At 39.5% G+C, this 17,131-nt stretch carries 19 protein-coding genes, 1 tRNA gene and 1 riboswitch; of the genes, 12 read left to right on the plus strand and 8 right to left on the minus strand.

Annotated elements, in window-relative coordinates:
- Positions 1-200 precede the first annotated feature (200 nt).
- Positions 201-824: a transcriptional repressor LexA gene (lexA, locus tag LG336_RS05530; RefSeq protein ID WP_404331564.1), complete on the minus strand. Its 624-nt coding sequence runs from the start codon at positions 822-824 to the stop codon at positions 201-203.
- A 156-nt stretch (positions 825-980) separates the two neighbouring features.
- Here lexA and LG336_RS05535 point away from each other — a divergent pair, with 156 nt between their 5' ends.
- The 3 genes from LG336_RS05535 to LG336_RS05545 all read left to right on the plus strand — a co-directional run bounded on the left by LG336_RS05535 (position 981) and on the right by LG336_RS05545 (position 2,378).
- On the plus strand, positions 981-1,295 hold the full coding sequence (locus LG336_RS05535) for a cell division suppressor protein YneA (RefSeq protein ID WP_404331565.1): 315 nt from the start codon (positions 981-983) through the stop codon (positions 1,293-1,295).
- Between the two features lie 14 nt (positions 1,296-1,309).
- On the plus strand, positions 1,310-1,972 hold the full coding sequence (locus LG336_RS05540) for a recombinase family protein (protein ID WP_404331566.1): 663 nt from the start codon (positions 1,310-1,312) through the stop codon (positions 1,970-1,972).
- 166 nt (positions 1,973-2,138) lie between these two features.
- Positions 2,139-2,378 (plus strand): DUF896 domain-containing protein, encoded by a 240-nt coding sequence (locus tag LG336_RS05545; protein WP_404331567.1) that lies wholly within the window; start codon positions 2,139-2,141, stop codon positions 2,376-2,378.
- A gap of 213 nt (positions 2,379-2,591) precedes the next feature.
- Here the strand turns inward: LG336_RS05545 and LG336_RS05550 are convergent, their stop codons facing one another.
- Both LG336_RS05550 and LG336_RS05555 read right to left on the minus strand, forming a co-directional pair.
- Complete coding sequence (locus tag LG336_RS05550) at positions 2,592-3,638, minus strand: ABC transporter permease (protein ID WP_404331568.1); 1,047 nt, start codon at positions 3,636-3,638, stop codon at positions 2,592-2,594.
- Positions 3,616-4,359, minus strand: coding sequence for an ABC transporter ATP-binding protein (locus LG336_RS05555; RefSeq protein ID WP_404331569.1), 744 nt, complete (start codon positions 4,357-4,359; stop codon positions 3,616-3,618). The genes LG336_RS05550 and LG336_RS05555 overlap by 23 nt, the downstream gene beginning before the upstream one ends.
- A 287-nt stretch (positions 4,360-4,646) precedes the next feature.
- On the opposite strand from LG336_RS05555, the gene tkt reads away from it, so the two are divergent.
- Entirely contained in the window at positions 4,647-6,653 is a 2,007-nt protein-coding gene (gene tkt / locus LG336_RS05560) for a transketolase (RefSeq protein WP_404331570.1), read from the plus strand.
- A gap of 101 nt (positions 6,654-6,754) precedes the next feature.
- Here the strand turns inward: tkt and LG336_RS05565 are convergent, their stop codons facing one another.
- Entirely contained in the window at positions 6,755-7,774 is a 1,020-nt protein-coding gene (locus tag LG336_RS05565) for a DUF3231 family protein (protein WP_404331571.1), read from the minus strand.
- Between the two features lie 261 nt (positions 7,775-8,035).
- Here LG336_RS05565 and sirA point away from each other — a divergent pair, with 261 nt between their 5' ends.
- The 5 genes from sirA to LG336_RS05590 all read left to right on the plus strand — a co-directional run bounded on the left by sirA (position 8,036) and on the right by LG336_RS05590 (position 13,408).
- On the plus strand, positions 8,036-8,479 hold the full coding sequence (gene sirA, locus LG336_RS05570; protein ID WP_404331572.1) for a sporulation inhibitor of replication protein SirA: 444 nt from the start codon (positions 8,036-8,038) through the stop codon (positions 8,477-8,479).
- Between the two features lie 87 nt (positions 8,480-8,566).
- Entirely contained in the window at positions 8,567-8,782 is a 216-nt protein-coding gene (locus LG336_RS05575; RefSeq protein ID WP_404331573.1) for a YneF family protein, read from the plus strand.
- Between the two features lie 246 nt (positions 8,783-9,028).
- Positions 9,029-9,544: a hypothetical protein gene (locus LG336_RS05580; RefSeq protein WP_404331574.1), complete on the plus strand. Its 516-nt coding sequence runs from the start codon at positions 9,029-9,031 to the stop codon at positions 9,542-9,544.
- Between the two features lie 315 nt (positions 9,545-9,859).
- Positions 9,860-11,608, plus strand: a complete 1,749-nt coding sequence (locus LG336_RS05585; RefSeq protein WP_404331575.1) for an ABC transporter transmembrane domain-containing protein — start codon at positions 9,860-9,862, stop codon at positions 11,606-11,608.
- A gap of 3 nt (positions 11,609-11,611) precedes the next feature.
- On the plus strand, positions 11,612-13,408 hold the full coding sequence (locus LG336_RS05590; protein WP_404331576.1) for an ABC transporter ATP-binding protein: 1,797 nt from the start codon (positions 11,612-11,614) through the stop codon (positions 13,406-13,408).
- 54 nt (positions 13,409-13,462) lie between these two features.
- Here the strand turns inward: LG336_RS05590 and LG336_RS05595 are convergent, their stop codons facing one another.
- A complete protein-coding gene (locus LG336_RS05595; RefSeq protein ID WP_404331577.1) occupies positions 13,463-13,633 on the minus strand; it encodes a Spo0E family sporulation regulatory protein-aspartic acid phosphatase in 171 nt (56 codons plus the stop codon).
- Between the two features lie 246 nt (positions 13,634-13,879).
- Between LG336_RS05595 and LG336_RS05600 the strand changes: the two genes are divergently transcribed.
- Both LG336_RS05600 and LG336_RS05605 read left to right on the plus strand, forming a co-directional pair.
- Positions 13,880-14,587, plus strand: coding sequence for a cytochrome c biogenesis CcdA family protein (locus LG336_RS05600; protein WP_404331578.1), 708 nt, complete (start codon positions 13,880-13,882; stop codon positions 14,585-14,587).
- 118 nt (positions 14,588-14,705) lie between these two features.
- A complete protein-coding gene (locus LG336_RS05605) occupies positions 14,706-15,194 on the plus strand; it encodes a CcdC family protein (RefSeq protein ID WP_404331579.1) in 489 nt (162 codons plus the stop codon).
- A 247-nt stretch (positions 15,195-15,441) separates the two neighbouring features.
- Here the strand turns inward: LG336_RS05605 and LG336_RS05610 are convergent, their stop codons facing one another.
- The 3 genes from LG336_RS05610 to LG336_RS05620 all read right to left on the minus strand — a co-directional run bounded on the left by LG336_RS05610 (position 15,442) and on the right by LG336_RS05620 (position 16,815).
- Positions 15,442-15,756 carry a DMT family transporter gene (locus tag LG336_RS05610; RefSeq protein ID WP_404331580.1) on the minus strand — a complete coding sequence of 105 codons (315 nt, stop codon included), beginning with the start codon at positions 15,754-15,756 and terminating at the stop codon, positions 15,442-15,444.
- Positions 15,756-16,097 carry a DMT family transporter gene (locus tag LG336_RS05615; protein ID WP_404331581.1) on the minus strand — a complete coding sequence of 114 codons (342 nt, stop codon included), beginning with the start codon at positions 16,095-16,097 and terminating at the stop codon, positions 15,756-15,758. The genes LG336_RS05610 and LG336_RS05615 overlap by 1 nt, the downstream gene beginning before the upstream one ends.
- A gap of 72 nt (positions 16,098-16,169) precedes the next feature.
- Positions 16,170-16,271, minus strand: a riboswitch (guanidine-I (ykkC/yxkD leader).
- 118 nt (positions 16,272-16,389) lie between these two features.
- Entirely contained in the window at positions 16,390-16,815 is a 426-nt protein-coding gene (locus tag LG336_RS05620) for a DUF2621 domain-containing protein (protein WP_404331582.1), read from the minus strand.
- 145 nt (positions 16,816-16,960) lie between these two features.
- Between LG336_RS05620 and LG336_RS05625 the strand changes: the two genes are divergently transcribed.
- Positions 16,961-17,057 (plus strand) — tRNA-Sec (locus tag LG336_RS05625).
- The last annotated feature ends 74 nt before the right edge of the window (positions 17,058-17,131 follow it).

A 17,131-nucleotide genomic window follows, 5' to 3' on the forward strand; every position in this document is an offset into this window, starting at 1 on the left:
GAGGGATGGAAAAAGTGCTTTATGAAGGGTTCATAGAGCACAAAAAAGCATGGAGAGATGAAAAAAGTGCTTCATGAAGGGGTCGGTAATGTTAAATTAGGTAGACTAAAACAAAATGTTAAACCTATAATGAAAAACATCAAAAAGAGCTTGTCCCAAATAATTAACTGTTGGGGCAAGCTCTTTTTGATAAGGTAAAATCAATGCATATGACGGTAAACGCCGATTACTTTCCCAAGGATAGAAACATTCCTAAGCATAATTGGTTCCATAGTTGGGTTCTCTGGCTGTAAGCGAATGAAGTCTTTTTCTTTAAAGAATCGTTTAACAGTTGCTTCATCTTCTTCGGTCATAGCTACGACGATTTCTCCATTATTTGCAGTTTGTTGCTGTTTAACAATGACATAATCACCATCGAGAATACCAGCATCAATCATACTATCACCCATGACTTCAAGCATGAATACTTGTTCCTCGGAAGGGACAAGAGTATCTGGAAGTGGGAAGTATTCTTCAACATTTTCAATGGCGGTGATAGGTTGACCTGCCGTAACTCTCCCGACAACAGGGACATTTACAACTGTGTATTTTGGAGTTGGTATATCTTGGTCAATCTCAAGGATTTCAATTGCACGAGGCTTAGTAGGATCTCGGCGAATTAATCCTTTGCTTTCAAGACGTGCCAAATGGCCGTGAACAGTTGAGCTTGAAGCCAGGCCAACTGCTTCACCGATTTCACGAACGGACGGTGGATAGCCTTTTTTCTTTACCTCATCCTTAATGAAACTAAGGATGTCTTGCTGCCTTTTCGATAGTTTTGTCATTTTCACGCACCTCGTCTTTTTTATCTGTTCTCATTATAACACGTATGTTCGTATGGTACAAACGTAAGTTCGAATATTTTCGTTGACAAGAAACAAATGTTCGCATTATAATCAAAATAAATAAACGAACATACATTCTTAAATGAGGTGTGAATAATGAAAAAGATATGGCGGAACAACTCTTATACCATTTTATTAATCGCAACGAGTCTCATTCTATCGTTGGTTTTAGCTAGTGGGCTTAAATTAGACGATGAAAAATACATAACAGTAACAGTGGAATCAGGTGCATCACTTTGGGAGATGGCTGAGGATTTTTCAGAAAATCATAATCTATCAAAAAATGAATTTGTTGCATGGGTCGAGAGAAAAAATGGAATTTCAGATGGGAAAATTTACGTAGGGGACGAATTGCTCCTACCAGTTACCCCCGCATCAAGTGATGCAAAACAATATGCCGGAATTGATTAGAATAGGGTGGAAAAATGAAAGCAGTTATTTACTGTAGGGTTAGCACCAAGAAAGATACACAGGAGTCTTCTCTTATCAGACAGGAAGAAGAACTAATTGGTTTAGCTTTAAGTCAGGGGATGGATGTCATCCGTGTTATTAAAGAACAGGCAAGTGGCTATGATCTTGAAAGGGACGGGATATTAGAACTTCTAACAACGATAAAAGAAGAAAAAATAACTGCGGTACTAATTCAAGATGAGACTCGTCTTGGTAGAGGAAATGCTAAGATCGCGCTCCTTCATTGCATTGTAAAAGAAGGAGCTAAACTATACAGCATCTCTCATCATGGAGAACTTCAGCTTTCCGAATCAGACACGATGGTTCTGCAAATTGTAGGAATGGTTGAAGAGTACCAAAGAAAGTTGCATAACATCAAAATCAAACGTGGGATGAACCGAGCAATTAAGCGAGGGTATCAGCCTGAGCGTAATCTTAAAAATCAAGGTGAGCATTCTGGACGAGAACGCAAAGAGGCACCAATTGCAGAAATTGTTAGGTTGCGCCAGAATGGCCTTACGTTTGCAGATATTGCTGCTACGCTAAGAGGCTTTGGATATCAAGTCTCAAAGGCAACGGTTCATCGGCGTTTTCAGGAATTCATGGATTCTAAAGAGAAGGAAGAAGAGTCTCTGTAATGTTTAAAATCCTTATTGGAGTGTGTTTTACTATCAAGTACTATAGTCATCCAATAGCATGTGATTAAACAAAATAGATTTCTTAATAATGCTCCATTCTTGTAAAAAGCAATGATTTCACGTAAAATAGCTCCTATGTTAATTTTTTAAATAAAGGAGCTTTTTAATGCTTTCTAAAGATAAACTTGCAAGAATTAATGAATTAGCGAAAAAAGCAAAGACTTCTCGTTTAACAGAAGATGAGGCGAAAGAGCAAACCGCCCTACGAGCAGAATACCTACAAACCTTTAGATCCTCAATGTTAAATACATTAAAAGGTGTTACCATTGTCGATCCTCTTGGAAATGATGTTACTCCAAAGAAATTGAAGGAAGAACAAGCTCGAGATAAGAAAAAGCTACATTAATAGCAAAATCAAAAAGCTAAGGTCGCTGGACCTTGGCTTTTTTTATGTCTGACCATGAATAAGCCAAGGATCCTTTCATTTCAACATCATCATCTTTTACAAGGTCATAGAATAAACTCAAAACTGAATAAAATAGCCCCCAAAAAATGCAATCATCGCATCCAATGGGGGATCTGATGTCAGCGAGGAAACTCCATTCGCACCACTTCATCACTATAATTTTCGGTACCTTTTTAAGGCTAGTATATTTAGTAGAATAAAGATGGAAGCGAAAAATAGCAAAACATATAGGTTATTGCTTATCTCAATTAACCCTTCTCCTTTGTACATGACCCCTTTTAGAGCATCTGCAGCATAATATATAGGCATGATTTTAGCCAACACTTGTAACCAAGGGGCCAATCCATCAAGCTGAATGATTCCCGAGAAGAAAATCTGCGGGACAATTACAATCGGGATAAACTGAACCATTTGAAATTCAGATGCTGCGAATGCAGAAAGAAGCGTACCTAAAGATAAAGCAACCAACGCTAGGATTAAATTGATTAGGATTACATTCCAAACAGAGCCAATCAGAACGACATCCAAAACATTGACGGAAAATAATACAACGATGATGGTTTGGATAATCGCGAATAATCCAAAACCAATTAAATAAGCAGTGACTATTTCTCCTCTTAAAATAGGAGTCGACATTAATTTTTCTAATGTACCCGATGTGCGTTCTTTTAAGAAACCAATTCCTGAAATAAGAAAAACAAAGAAAAAAACAAAAAATCCAATTAAGATAGGGCTAAGGACATCAAAAAATACCGTGTCTTCATCTCCATATACATAGCTTATATCTAGTTTTTCTGAGGAACTTTCAAAGCCGAGTTCGGATTGAAATTGTGAGGAAACAGCTTGGTTAATTTTTATTTGTAAACCTTTCGCTTTTGTGGGGTCATCATTTTGGAGAAGCAATACGATTTTTTTGTTCTCCATTTTTAGAAATCCGTCTAGGTCATCGGCTACTATTATAGCATTTGGTTCATCACTAGCTTCATAGGAGGTTATTTGGATCTCGTCGATTTTTTCGAGGTTTTCGGCAAGCTTTTGGTCAATATTCATGACACCAATCTCGTAATCGGAAGTCTCCGCATTAAATAATAGATACATGAGGGACAAAATCAGCAATGGAGCAACAAAGAGTAAAGCTAAGGTGCGTTTATCGCGGAACATCTGCTTACATATCCTTTTAATTAACGCCACTATTCTCATTTCCCCTACCTCCTGCCTTCAGAAATACCTCATCGAAGTTTCTTGCTTGATAGGTCGATTTTAATTCAGCTGGGGTTCCCCTGGTAATGATACGACCGTCTCTTACCATTGCAATATAATCGCATTTTTCCGCTTCTTCCATCACATGCGTGGTCACAATGATTGTTTTTTCTTCTTCTGTTTTTAATCGAAGCAGTTCATTCCAGACATGTAGTCTCAACTCTGGGTCAATCCCAACGGTTGGTTCATCTAAAATAAGAATTTTCGGGTTGTGAAGTAAAGCAATTGAAAGCGATAATCTACGTTTCATTCCCCCAGAGTAGGTGAACACTTTTTTATGAATATCTAAATCAAGGTTTACAAGCTTAGTGACATAGGAAATTCGCTTCTGCATTTCTTTTTTCTTTATTTTATATAGTGCGGCAAAAAACACTAAGTTCTCCATGCCGGTCAGCTCTAAATATAAAGCATCCGATTGGGCCATATATCCGATTTCTTGAAGCAATTTTAGATTAGGCACTGTTTTATTTAAAACGTGAATCGTTCCAGTATCTGGAGAATCCATCCCCACAATCATCTTTACAAGAGTGGTTTTCCCAGCGCCTGAGGGTCCAATAAGTCCGTATATTTGGCCACTGTTAATGGTTAAATTGATTTGGTCTAGGATGATCTTCTTGCCAAAACTTTTCTGGACGTTTTCGATTGCGATATTAACAGTCACTAACAACATCCCCCTTTAAAAAGTGAGTTATTACTCATCTTTACTATCATTTAAAACTAACATTTCGTCAACGGGATATGAGTGATTACTCACAAATGTTCTGTGAAACAGTGTATAATCCTTATCACATTAGAATTAACGGGCATACATAGGTGTTCCCCTTTTTGGCATAATAAAAAGGGTTAGGTGAGATTTTTGCATTTTTTTGTAGTCAATTGTTGATTAAAAAAAGGTGTCACTATAATATTAAGGTTGTATGTAGTTTTTAAATAGAAAGGATGTATCTAATGTTCGATAAAATTGATACTTTATCCATCGACTCGATTCGTACTTTATCGATTGATGCGATTGAAAAAGCTAACTCTGGGCATCCAGGAATGCCAATGGGGGCTGCCCCAATGGCGTACACCCTTTGGACGCGCTTTATGAACCATAATCCAAAAAATCCTGATTGGTTGAACCGTGACCGTTTTGTTTTATCTGCGGGTCATGGCTCGATGTTGCTTTATAGCTTGTTACACCTATCCGGGTACGGACTCCCAATGGAGGAACTTAAGCAATTCCGCCAGTGGGGAAGCAAAACTCCAGGTCATCCTGAATATGGCCACACTGTAGGAGTGGAAGCAACGACTGGACCATTAGGACAAGGTGTTGCAATGGCAGTAGGAATGGCGATGGCAGAACGTCATTTAGCAGCGGTTTATAACAAAGACCAATATGAAATTGTGAACCACTTTACATATAGCATCTGTGGAGACGGCGATTTAATGGAGGGTGTTTCAGCGGAAGCAGCTTCTCTAGCGGCTCATCTAAAGCTTGGTCGATTAGTTGTTTTATATGATTCCAATGATATTTCACTAGACGGAGATTTAGATAAATCCTTCTCCGAAAGTATCGAAGGTCGCTTTAAGGCTTACGGCTGGCAATATGTCCGCGTTGAAGATGGAAACAATTTAGAAGAAATCGCAAAAGCGCTTGAAGAAGCGAAGAGTGATCTAGATCGTCCAACGATGATTGAAGTGAAAACAGTTATCGGGTATGGTTCACCGAATCTTTCTGGTAAATCAGATGTACATGGAGCTCCATTAGGTGCAGATGAATTAAAACTGACAAAAGAAGCGTATAAATGGACGTTCGAGGAAGATTTCCACGTGCCGGAAGAAGTTTATCAAAACTTTGAAAAGCAGATTGTTGAAAAAGGACAATCTTCTGAGCAGGAGTGGAATGAGCTTTTTGAAAAGTATAAGTCTGAATACCCTGAGCTTGCAGCTCAGCTAGAGGCGGCGACAAAAGGGGAACTTCCACAAGGTTGGGAAAAATCTCTACCTGTATATGAAGAAGGAAAGAGTCTAGCTAGCCGTGCTTCCTCTGGAGAAGCACTAAATGCTGTTGCCAATTCTGTTCCTTTCTTTATCGGTGGCTCTGCTGACTTAGCAGGTTCAAACAAAACCATGGTCAAAGGTTCAGGAGATTTCTTCCCTGGCTCATTTGAAGGACGCAATATCTGGTTTGGGGTACGTGAATTTGCGATGGGTGCCGCAATGAATGGAATGGCGCTTCACGGTGGGTTAAAAGTATTTGGTGGAACATTCTTTGTCTTCTCCGATTACTTACGTCCTGCGATTCGCTTAGCAGCATTAATGGGACTTCCAGTAACCTATGTGTTTACACATGATAGTATCGCAGTTGGAGAAGATGGACCTACACATGAACCGGTTGAGCAATTAGCAGCACTACGTGCAATGCCAAATCTAGGTGTCATCCGTCCGGCTGATGGGAATGAAACAGCAGCAGCTTGGAGAGTGGCTGTTGAATCCAAGGATAAGCCAACAGCGCTAGTGTTAACGCGCCAGAACTTACCTACAATTAAGGACACTGATAAAAATGCATATGACGGTGTTTCTCGTGGTGCATATGTGATTTCTCCTGCTGGAAATGATAACCCTGATGCATTATTGCTTGCATCTGGATCTGAAGTTGGCCTTGCAGTAAAAGCTCAAGAGGCACTCGCTTCAGAGGGGATTCAGGTTTCTGTTATCAGCATGCCATCATGGGATCGTTTCGAGCAACAATCTAAGGATTACAAGGAATCTGTTATTCCGAGATCTGTTAAGAAACGCCTTGGTATTGAAATGGGTACTTCATTAGGCTGGCACCGTTATGTTGGAGATGAGGGAGAAGTCCTTGCTATCGACCAATTCGGAGCTTCAGCACCTGGTGAAAAAATCATGCAAGAATACGGCTTTACAGTTGAGAATGTCGTATCCCGTGTTAAGGCTCTTATTCAAAACTAGTTATAAGAAAAGGAATGGAGACAAGGTCTTCATTCCTTTTCTTTATGCATAAAGTAAAAATCCCTCAAAAAGAGGGGCATCTTAAAGGTTAGAGATTTATTTTAATCAGGTAAAGGTTTGCCTTTTATTAACCTGTCACGGTCATCGGCTTGTGGGGGCTCTTCCATCCAGCCTTGTTTAATCATTAGGTTAGCGCAGTCTTCAGCGTAAAGGGTGATTTCAGGGACCAAGGAAGCATAGCGAGCCCCAACATCCCTTCTTGGACTAGCGGCCATTGCGGCACCATAGTTACCTACCCCAGCGGCAATCATCCCTGATACATGAAACATAATCAGCTTATCAGAAAATACCTTCGCGGTAGTATCTGTAATAGCTGTATCCCAGCCCATGGGGGCCGGCAGGTCTTCATCTAATAGGTATTTGCTGAAAATCTCCACATGCTTTTGAGCCATCTGTTTACCTCTTAGTAGTAGCTGTTTTACTTCTTCCTTTTCAGCCACTTGTGCTAGGCCAGTAATCAAGGTTTTTCCAATATAATTTGTCTGGATATTAAGAAACAGATGAGTGATTTCAACCGAGGAAAGAGAGCGCTTCTTTCCAAAAAATCCTGTTAAGAATTGCTGTTTTTTCACAAAATCTACCTTGTCCGGAATTGAGATAAAGGGAGGTCGAACATAGGTACCTTGCTCTAACATGATTTTACTTGTCCTATCCTGTAAGTCTACACTTTTTTCTAAGACTCTTTTATGAATATCAACAACATCAGCACGTGTGACGACGCCTAACATAGCGCTACTTGCCGCCATTGCAAGGATGGAAAAATGCCGTAAGTATACTAACATAAATGTATCAGAAAATAGCTTTGGGGCTTTAATGTTTACATCACCTTCGGTAAATCCAATCGGTATTGGGAATCGTTCTTTTTGAAATACTTCTCCTATTAGCTTAAGGTTTTGCTTTGAAGTATCTAAGGTAAATTCAATAACGGGCCGAACTTCCTCATCGGTTACATTTTCAAGAAAATAACGGTTAACACAGGTTGCTAATGTGTCGTTGATGTATTGGGTCCATAACCCAGACATCTCTCCAGCTGTTAAGCGAATCTTTGTTTTCTCTTCCATCTCCAACCATCCGTTTCTATAGGGAAATCCTTGTAATACCGTCACCTTGGTTAGTTTTAGCATTCCCCTTTTTTGTTCTGTCATGTAACAAGGAGGGAATTTTCATCTGTATTTTCATAAAAGGACAGGATATTTTTATAAAATTATAATGAATCTTGTGAATCTGACAAAAATAGTGCCTTTTCGCAACAGCTTTAGACAAAGACTAAAGCATTATTTTTCTATAATGGAATAAAGCTTGTCTAAAGAGGAGGGGATCCGATGAGGTCCTATCAACTTTATTTAATCAAAGATGAAATCGCTAGTGATTATGTTGGCCGAGAAAGGATGTTCTATCAGTTATTTAAGGAATATAGCTCTGCACATGGTGAGCTACAATCCATCATCTCAAGGCAAATTGAGTATCTGACTAAACCATTACCAGTCCTGCGAATCCATCAATTGCTTTATCAGCAGCTATCCAAGCATAAAGGGTTCCAGGTAGAACAAGGAATGTACTTCCTTCGAACGAATAAATTACAAAGTAAAGCTGTTTTAAAGGTTTTAAATGATCGCACTCTTCTGGTAGAATCGGACGGAAGTCTAGAGGCGGAAACCATTTTCTTTGAAGTTCTTCGTAAAATTGAAACCTCTTTCATGGCTGTCGATATCTACAGCAGCCGATATGGTTGGCTTAAGCCAATCAAAGAAAGAAAATTTGTCTAAAATCGAGAAAAATGCTCGCGAATATTGTATAATTACGTTTGGTCGAGTACACTGTATGGTAGACAACATGAAGGAGGAAAAAAGATTATGTGGACTTACGTTCTAGTAGGTATACTAGCTTTAGCTGCTGGTGTAGCACTAGGATTTTTCATTGCTCGTAAGTATATGATGGACTACTTGAAGAAAAATCCGCCAATTAATGAACAAATGCTAAAAGTCATGATGATGCAGATGGGAATGAAACCATCGCAGAAGAAGATCAATCAAATGATGTCAGCAATGAATAAACAGCAGGGCAAATAATAGAAAGAGCACGTTATCCAGTGCTTTTGGTTACATTTGCTAGAAAGAAAATCGCTAATGCCATTCTTCTTTCTAGCATCATAAAAAACCACTTTTTCTTTGAAATAAACCAAAGAAAAGTGGTTTTTCACGTTTAATGGAGGAGTTTTGGGATAATTGAAAATTCTTCTATACCTAAAGTACTGTATTCTCGTACATATTAATACAAGGGTAGAAACAAGATCACAGACAAGAGGAGATTTTTACATGAAAAAGGCAATATTTCTTATTTTATTTGCATTATTAGTATTAACAGCTTGTGGAACAAAAGATGCTGGTGAAGAACAAGCAACTCCGGAAGGAAATCAGGCCACCGATACAGAAATGGCTTCAGAGGAAGAAACGGCCTCTGAAGAACAGACTGTAAGAACTCCAACTGAGGAAGATGAAAGATTTACTGAATTACTACTTGCGAGAGACTATGAAACGGTAATCAAAGAAACGATCGGATTTGACTCAGATTCACAGAAAGACTTTTACAATCTGGCTAATGCGCTTAAAAAGCATGACGAAATTCAAGCAAAATCTTATGTAGATGAAAGCACGAATGAGATGAACTACGCTGATATCATTAGCGATTACAAGGTGATTGTTCGGTATATAAACAAAGCGGAATATATTCCAGAAGAAATGACAGTTGAATTCGATGAATTGAAGAAGGAAGCAGAAGAAAAAGCCGCCCAAAATCAAGAAGAGTTAGATAAGCAAACTCAAGCAGGATAAGGTTGGCAAAGCCAAGCTAAGGCTACTAAAACTAGACAGTGTAGTATGACCTTAAAAATAAAAGTAAAAGAGTAATCGGCAATCAAAAAGTGTTCTTTTCTATAGGTAGTGCTCGATAATAGACTGCTCCCCTTTGTTGGAATTCTAACAATTGGGGGCAGTCTTTTTATTGTTAAAAGGGGACTCTGAACTTTCAAATATATTTTAAAAGGGTCTAGATAATTAAAATTATTGTAGAAACATTAATCTTCCATATTTTGTGAACATTTGATAAAATAGTGAGGCTTGAGAGTATCGTGCTTGGAGGATAAGACTATGAAGGCATTTTTAGATTTAATGTGGTTCTTTAAAGCGGAAAAGAAAGCGTATTTAGTTGGAATTCTTATGCTTCTTTTTGTTGCTTTTTTACAGCTAATTCCGCCTCGGGTAATTGGAATGGTTGTAGACGAGATTCAAATGGGAACGCTTACGAGGCAGGGACTTTTACAATGGATTATGATTCTCATTGTTGCTGGGGTTGGCATGTATGTGCTTCGGTACTTCTGGAGAATTATGATTTTTGGTTCGTCTGTAAAGCTAGCCAAGCTTTTGCGAAATCGACTCTATGAGCACTTTACCAAGATGTCACCAAATTTCTATCAAAAGCGGAGAACAGGAGATTTAATGGCCCATGCCACAAACGACCTCCAAGCGATCCAACAAACGGCTGGGGTAGGGGTTCTTACTTTGGTCGATTCCCTTGCAACGGGCGGATTTGTTGTGATTGCAATGGCCACTACCATTAGTTGGAAATTGACGTTGATTTGCCTATTGCCAATGCCCTTAATGGCCATTCTTACTGGCTGGTATGGAAAAATGCTTCATTTGAGATTTCATAAGGCCCAAGAAGCTTTTTCAACCTTGAATGATAAGTCCCAAGAAAGTATTACCGGGATTAAAGTTATTAAAACCTTTGGCCAGGAAAAAGAAGATATAGAAGATTTTCGTAAACAATCAGAGGATGTCGTAAAGAAAAATATTTCTGTTGCAAAAGTTGATGCCTTATTTGATCCGACTATTTCTTTAATTGTTGGAATTTCTTTCTTTTTATCCATTGCCTTTGGTTCGAGGTTTGTTTTGAATGGGGAAATGACAATCGGTAGCCTAGTATCGTTTACAACTTATTTAGGTTTATTAATTTGGCCGATGCTAGCCTTCGGACATTTGTTCAATGTTGTCGAACGAGGACGTGCTTCACTTGACCGAGTCACGTCGCTTTTAGGGGAGAAGGTTGAAATACGCGATCAAGAAGGGGCTATTGGAATTGTTCCTAAGGGGAACATTGTCTATAAACTTGATGAGTTTTCCTATCCAGGTGAACAAAACCCACAGCTAAAAGGGATTGATTTTACATTACATCAAGGCCAAACGCTAGGGATTGTCGGTAAAACAGGGGCAGGGAAGACCTCGCTTCTTAAGTTATTGATTCGTGAATTTGAAGGCTATGAGGGAAGTGTTTCCATTGGGGGACGAGTGCTAACGGACTATCAACTTGATAAATTGCGGGAGGCAGTTGGCTACGTACCGCAGGATCATTTCTTATTTTCAGCCACAGTTGCTGAGAATATTGCATTTGCTGAACCGAATATACCGCGAGAACAGATTTATGAAGCTGCTCGAATTGCCCGTATTCATGAGGATATTCTTGATTTTACCAATGGCTATGAAACGGTCGTTGGAGAGCGTGGTGTTTCTTTGTCGGGTGGACAGAAACAACGCATTTCTATTGCTCGGGCAATATTAATGAACCCGGAGATTTTAATACTTGATGATTCTCTATCCGCAGTAGATGCGAAGACAGAAGAAGAAATTTTGGCTGCATTAAAAGACAATCGCGAAGGGAAAACAACGTTGATTACCGCCCATCGCCTAAGCGCGATTGAACACGCGGATTTGATTCTCGTCTTAGACGAAGGTGAGATTGTTGAGCGTGGCACTCATGAGCAGTTAATGCAGTATGATGGATGGTACAAGGATATGTATTTGCGTCAACAGCTTGAAGAGATTGTCGAGTTAGGGGGGTAAAGTATGGAGGAGAAACTAACACCGTTAGACTCGAAACAGCAACGAACAGTGTTAAAAAGGTTATTGGCTTATACCAAGCCCCACATCAAAGCGATTTTATTTGCATTTGGGTTTTTATTGTTGACAACAATTGGGGATGTCATTGGACCGATTTTAATTAAAGTATTCATCGATGATTATTTGACGGTTGGACATTTTCCATATGAGCCCTTACTGATGCTCGGAATTGCTTATATGGGAATTCAAGTCATGAATGTGTTTGTTTCGTATTATCAACTTTATAAATTTCAAGAGGTCGCTCTTAAAATTATTCAGCAGCTACGAGTCGATGTGTTTACGAAGGTACAATCCCTTGGATTGCGATATTTTGACAGAACCCCAGCTGGGTCGATTGTATCAAGGGTAACAAACGATACTGAAGCGATTAAGGATATGTTCGTTTTTGTCATTGCCACCTTTATTCAAAGCGGGTTCTTACTAATCGGAATTTTGGTTGCAATGTTTATTCTAAATGTGAAATTGGCGTTATTCTGTTTGATTGTCATGCCGTTCATTATGATGATTATGGTGATTTACAGAAAGCTTAGTTCCAAATTTTACTTAGATATGCGTGAGCGTCTTAGTCAACTCAATGCCAAGCTTAGCGAATCGTTGCAGGGAATGTCGATTATCCAAGTATTTCGTCAGGAGAAACGCCTTCGTAATGAATTTGGGGAGATCAATGATAAACACTATCAGGCGGGCATGCGTAATATAAAAGCAGACGGACTATTATTACGTCCAGCGATTGACCTAGTCTATATCCTCGCACTTATTATTGTTTTAAGCTATTTTGGGATAAGTTCGTTTGAAAATCCGGTTGAAATTGGTGTTCTTTATGCATTTATCAATTATCTAGATCGATTCTTTGAGCCGGTAAACCAGATTATGCAGCGGTTGTCGATGTATCAGCAGGCCATTGTTGCTGCATCTAGGGTATTTAAGCTTTTAGACGACGAGGATATCGCACCAGAACAGCCTGTAGTGAGTGAAAAAAGGATTAAAGATGGGAAAATTGAAGTGCGCAATTTGAGCTTTTCGTATGATGGCAAACGCGATGTTTTGAAAAATATTGAATTTACGGCATTGCCGGGTCAAACAGTTGCCCTTGTTGGCCACACTGGCAGTGGCAAAAGCTCGATTATTAATCTCTTGATGCGCTTTTATGAGTACAATCGTGGCGAAATTGTGATTGATGGTGTGTCCATTAAGGATTACCCCATCAATGAGCTTAGAGACCGGATGGGGCTCGTTCTTCAGGACCCATTCCTTTTCTACGGTAGCGTGAAGGATAATATCCGTCTTCACAACGAGGGTATTACGGATGAGGAGATTGAAGAAGCCGCAAAGTTTGTCCAAGCGGATTCATTTATAAGTAAGTTAGACGATGGGTTTAATCATGAGGTTGTAGAACGGGGAGCAACGTTCTCAAGTGGACAGCGTCAGTTGATTGCTTTTGCTAGAACGATTGCAACCAATCCTAAGATTCTAATCCTAGACGAAGCAACTGCGAATATTGATACAGAGACAGAGGAAGCGATTCAAACGGCACTTGCAAAGATGCGTAAGGGGCGAACGACGATTGCGATTGCCCACCGTCTCTCAACCATACAAGATGCTGATTTAATTCTAGTGCTTCACAAAGGGGAAATTGTAGAGCGGGGAACCCACCAAGAGCTTCTCAACTTAAAGGGGCTTTATCATAAGATGTATTTGCTGCAGAATGGTTCAGTTGAAAGACTAGAGGATGTAGTGAGCTAAAACTTTCATAAAAAAAATAAAACAGCTGCTTGCCTTCTTGGCTTTCAGCTGTTTTTAATAGGTTTTACTTGTCTGAGTGTATTTTCGATTGTAGGTATTTAGTAAATGGTCAAGCTCTTGGCTATAGCGGATCGCTGCAGAGGAGGTTAATCCATTGGTAGACGCAACTTGGATGAGTTCAGAGCGTTTCTTTTCAATGAGTCTAACTAGTTCGTTTTTTGACATTGAGCTTCCTTTCCAATAATAGTAACTATTATCTGTAAATCTATTGAAAAAAATACAAGAAATTTCAAGGCACGAAATTTAGTATAAGCCAAAATGGACTAGAATTCAAAAGGAATCTTTCGACGAATTGCGAGAGATTCCGAGGTTTTCATTATTACTAAATTGTTCACAGTCCAATTCGTATCTTTTATCTGATGGATTTGTTAGAATGATAACGAATTGATGTAAAACAGGAGATGTTTATAAATGACGGATGTTAACGTTCTTCTTGCATTTGGAGCCGGATTCTTAAGCTTCATATCACCGTGCTGTTTACCGCTCTATCCCGCGTTTCTTTCGTACATCACAGGGATGTCAGTTGGTGAGATTAAGAGTGAAAATGCGATGCTGCAAAAGCGGAGCATGCTCCATACACTGTTTTTCCTTGTTGGTTTTTCCATCATTTTTATTGCACTTGGCTTTGCCACTTCTTTTGTCGGGCAAATTTTCAGTCAGTACAACGATTTGATTCGGCAAATTGGAGCGATTTTCATCGTATTATTTGGGTTAATGGTTATTGGGCTTTTCCAACCAAAATGGCTGATGAAAGACCGGAAATTTGAATTTAAAAACCGTCCTGCGGGTTATTTTGGTACCGTGCTAATTGGAATGGCGTTTGCAGCTGGATGGACTCCATGTACGGGTCCTATTCTTGCCTCAGTTATTCTACTTGCTGGTTCTAATCCAGGGTCAGGAATGCTCTACATGATTGCCTATATTTTAGGATTTGCGATTCCATTCTTCATCCTTAGTTTCTTCGTTGGAAAAATGCAATGGATTCGAAAAAATAATGTGAAAATCATGAAAATTGGCGGCTACATCATGATCGTGATGGGGGTTGTCCTCTACTTTGATTGGATGACCAGAATTATTGCTTTCTTATCCCCGTTGTTTGGAGGCTTTACAGGTCTATAGTATCGTATTTTTTACTGATTGGGTTTGAGAGGAGAAGCTTATATGCTTTTCCTTTCTTAAAATTAAAACGAGATTGCTGTATAATAATAGTGTAAACCTACTTAAAAGGATGAAACATATGGACTATGTATTACTCTCAACAATAGGTGCAATTGGGATGGGAACTCTTGCACTGTTCGTGCGGATGAAGGCAGCGAAAAGACCTACATCAGCGAGAAAAATTATTCTGCCACCTGTTTTTATGAGTACAGGAGCATTGATGTTCTTGTTTCCAATGTTTCGGGTCGAGTTCCTACAAGTTATTGAGGCACTGGCCATAGGGATGCTGTTTTCAATTTTGCTGATTAAGACGTCAAAATTTGAAATCAGGAATAACGATATTTATCTGAAACGCTCAAAGGCGTTTATGTATATCTTAGTAGGTCTTTTATTGGTTCGACTGGTGGCCAAGATGATTTTAAGCGCAACCATTGATGTTGGTGAACTCGGTGGCATGTTCTGGATCCTAGCGTTTGGAATGATTGTTCCATGGCGTGTCGCGATGCTTATCGAATATAAAAAGCTTCACCGCGAACTACAAGGTGAGATTAAGCCAACGACTGTCTGATTTTTAATGGTATGTACAAAAGAATAGGTTGATGAAATAACGTGTGAACGGTGTTCATACGTTATTTTTTATTCACAGAGTTCTCTAATGCTGAACAGGTAGAAGAGGGGAGGAATGGTAAAAAAGAGGGACTCTAATTGCCTGAACAAGTAAAAAAGAGGTGCGATGGTCCATTAGAGGAAAAAACAAAGGGAGTGATTCTAGCACTAACCATTTTGCTAGAATCATTCCCCTAGTCACCTTTATATTAAGAAACCAGCTTCAGACCAACCGCAGCACTCAATACCATCGCAATAAACAATATCCGTTTCCAGTCCTTTGATTCCCCGTAAAATAACATTCCAATCAGTGCTCCTCCTGAGGCACCAATTCCTGTCCAAATCGCATAGGCGGTTCCCATCGGCAAGGTCTCCATTGCCATCGATAGGAATACAAAGCTTGCACCAAAGGCAATAATCAGCAGCAGGAGAGAACGCCATTTACGGTCCTGAGTATATTGATTCATCATCGCCACACCCGACATCTCACAGATTCCAGCAATGACTAACGATATCCATGCCATTAGGACTCCACCCCCTCAGGTGATTTTTCATCTGTAACGAGCTTCAAGCCGATAACACCTACGAGTAAAAGAAGAATCAAGAGGACCTTCTCAAGCTTAAAAGGTTCCCCGAAGAAGAGGATGTCTGCTGCGGTGGTTCCGGCTGTTCCTAAGCCAACAAAGACTGCATAAACAGTTCCTACCGGGATTCCGCGGCCAGCAATAATTAACCCGTAAAAGCTCACAATAATGGCGAGAATCGTACCGCCCCATTCTAATATACTATCCGCATGCTTCAAGCCAATCACCCAAAAGATTTCAAATAGGGCGGCGATAAACACTATAACCCAGTTATGATTCATGAAGATTCACTCCTTATAGTTGTTAGATTACCCGGTAAAACAAAAAAAACCGAGAGAACTGTTAGGTAACAGATCTCCCGGGCTTTTGTCCCTCCGTGGACACAGACAGGCTGTGTGTTTTCTCTCGGACCAGACCAAGGTGTAATATGTTGCGGAACCCTAGAAAACATTTGATATACAATTAGTTACCATTATACAAATTTCTAAGCGTTTTTTATAGTAATATGTCTTGGGTTGACTTCCAATAATTTCTCGATGAATACAAAATAAAAACTGTCTCTTGTGAGACAGCTTAAAATAAATGTTCATAAGGTTGAATGTTGATTTTACTCTCGGACAACTTTTGCCGTAAAAATTTATGATCACGTTTTGGGGTTGCCAAGATATAACCGCGGATGACTAAATCCTGGGTAATCATTGAAACTTTTTCTTTTAAGGCTAGCTCGCCTATTTTTCCTGCGATCTTTTGACGGGCAACATCGCGGAATAGTTCTGGAACAGGGCTAACTAAATCTTCTAGAAATTCCTTTTGATCATCTGGCCAAAGATGCTTTGTTTCATTCACGTAATGCTCTTCCCAATCCATATCGGATTTCCCGTCTTCCTTCGGGAGCTTCTTCAAAAACTTCCGAAACATAAAAAATCCACCAATCGCCATTAACCCTACCATAACAGCCGACCAAAATACGATAAACCACATAAACCATCCGTCTAGCATCTTAAATCCCCTTTATTCATCTAAATCTCGTTATTTTTATTATAGTATCAGCATAGCGGATAAGACAAGTGAGGGAATCTATGACAAATTAGTGAAGAAGGTTGAAAAAAACTGAATGTCGAATTATAATAGAACTTGTCACTACGGGGCTGGATGGGGTACTGGTGTCCTCCACGGTCTTCAAAACCGTCCGAGCGGCTCGTGCAGTCGCTGCTAGGTTCGATTCCTAGGCAGTCCCGCCAAAACCATTGATATGACTGTGTTTTCAGGGTGTTGGTAAATTCTGGATAGCACTCTATTTTTACATATAGACCGT

The organism is Mesobacillus maritimus (assembly GCF_044803185.1).
GTDB classification, from domain to species: Bacteria; Bacillota; Bacilli; order Bacillales; family Cytobacillaceae; genus Mesobacillus_B; species Mesobacillus_B maritimus_B.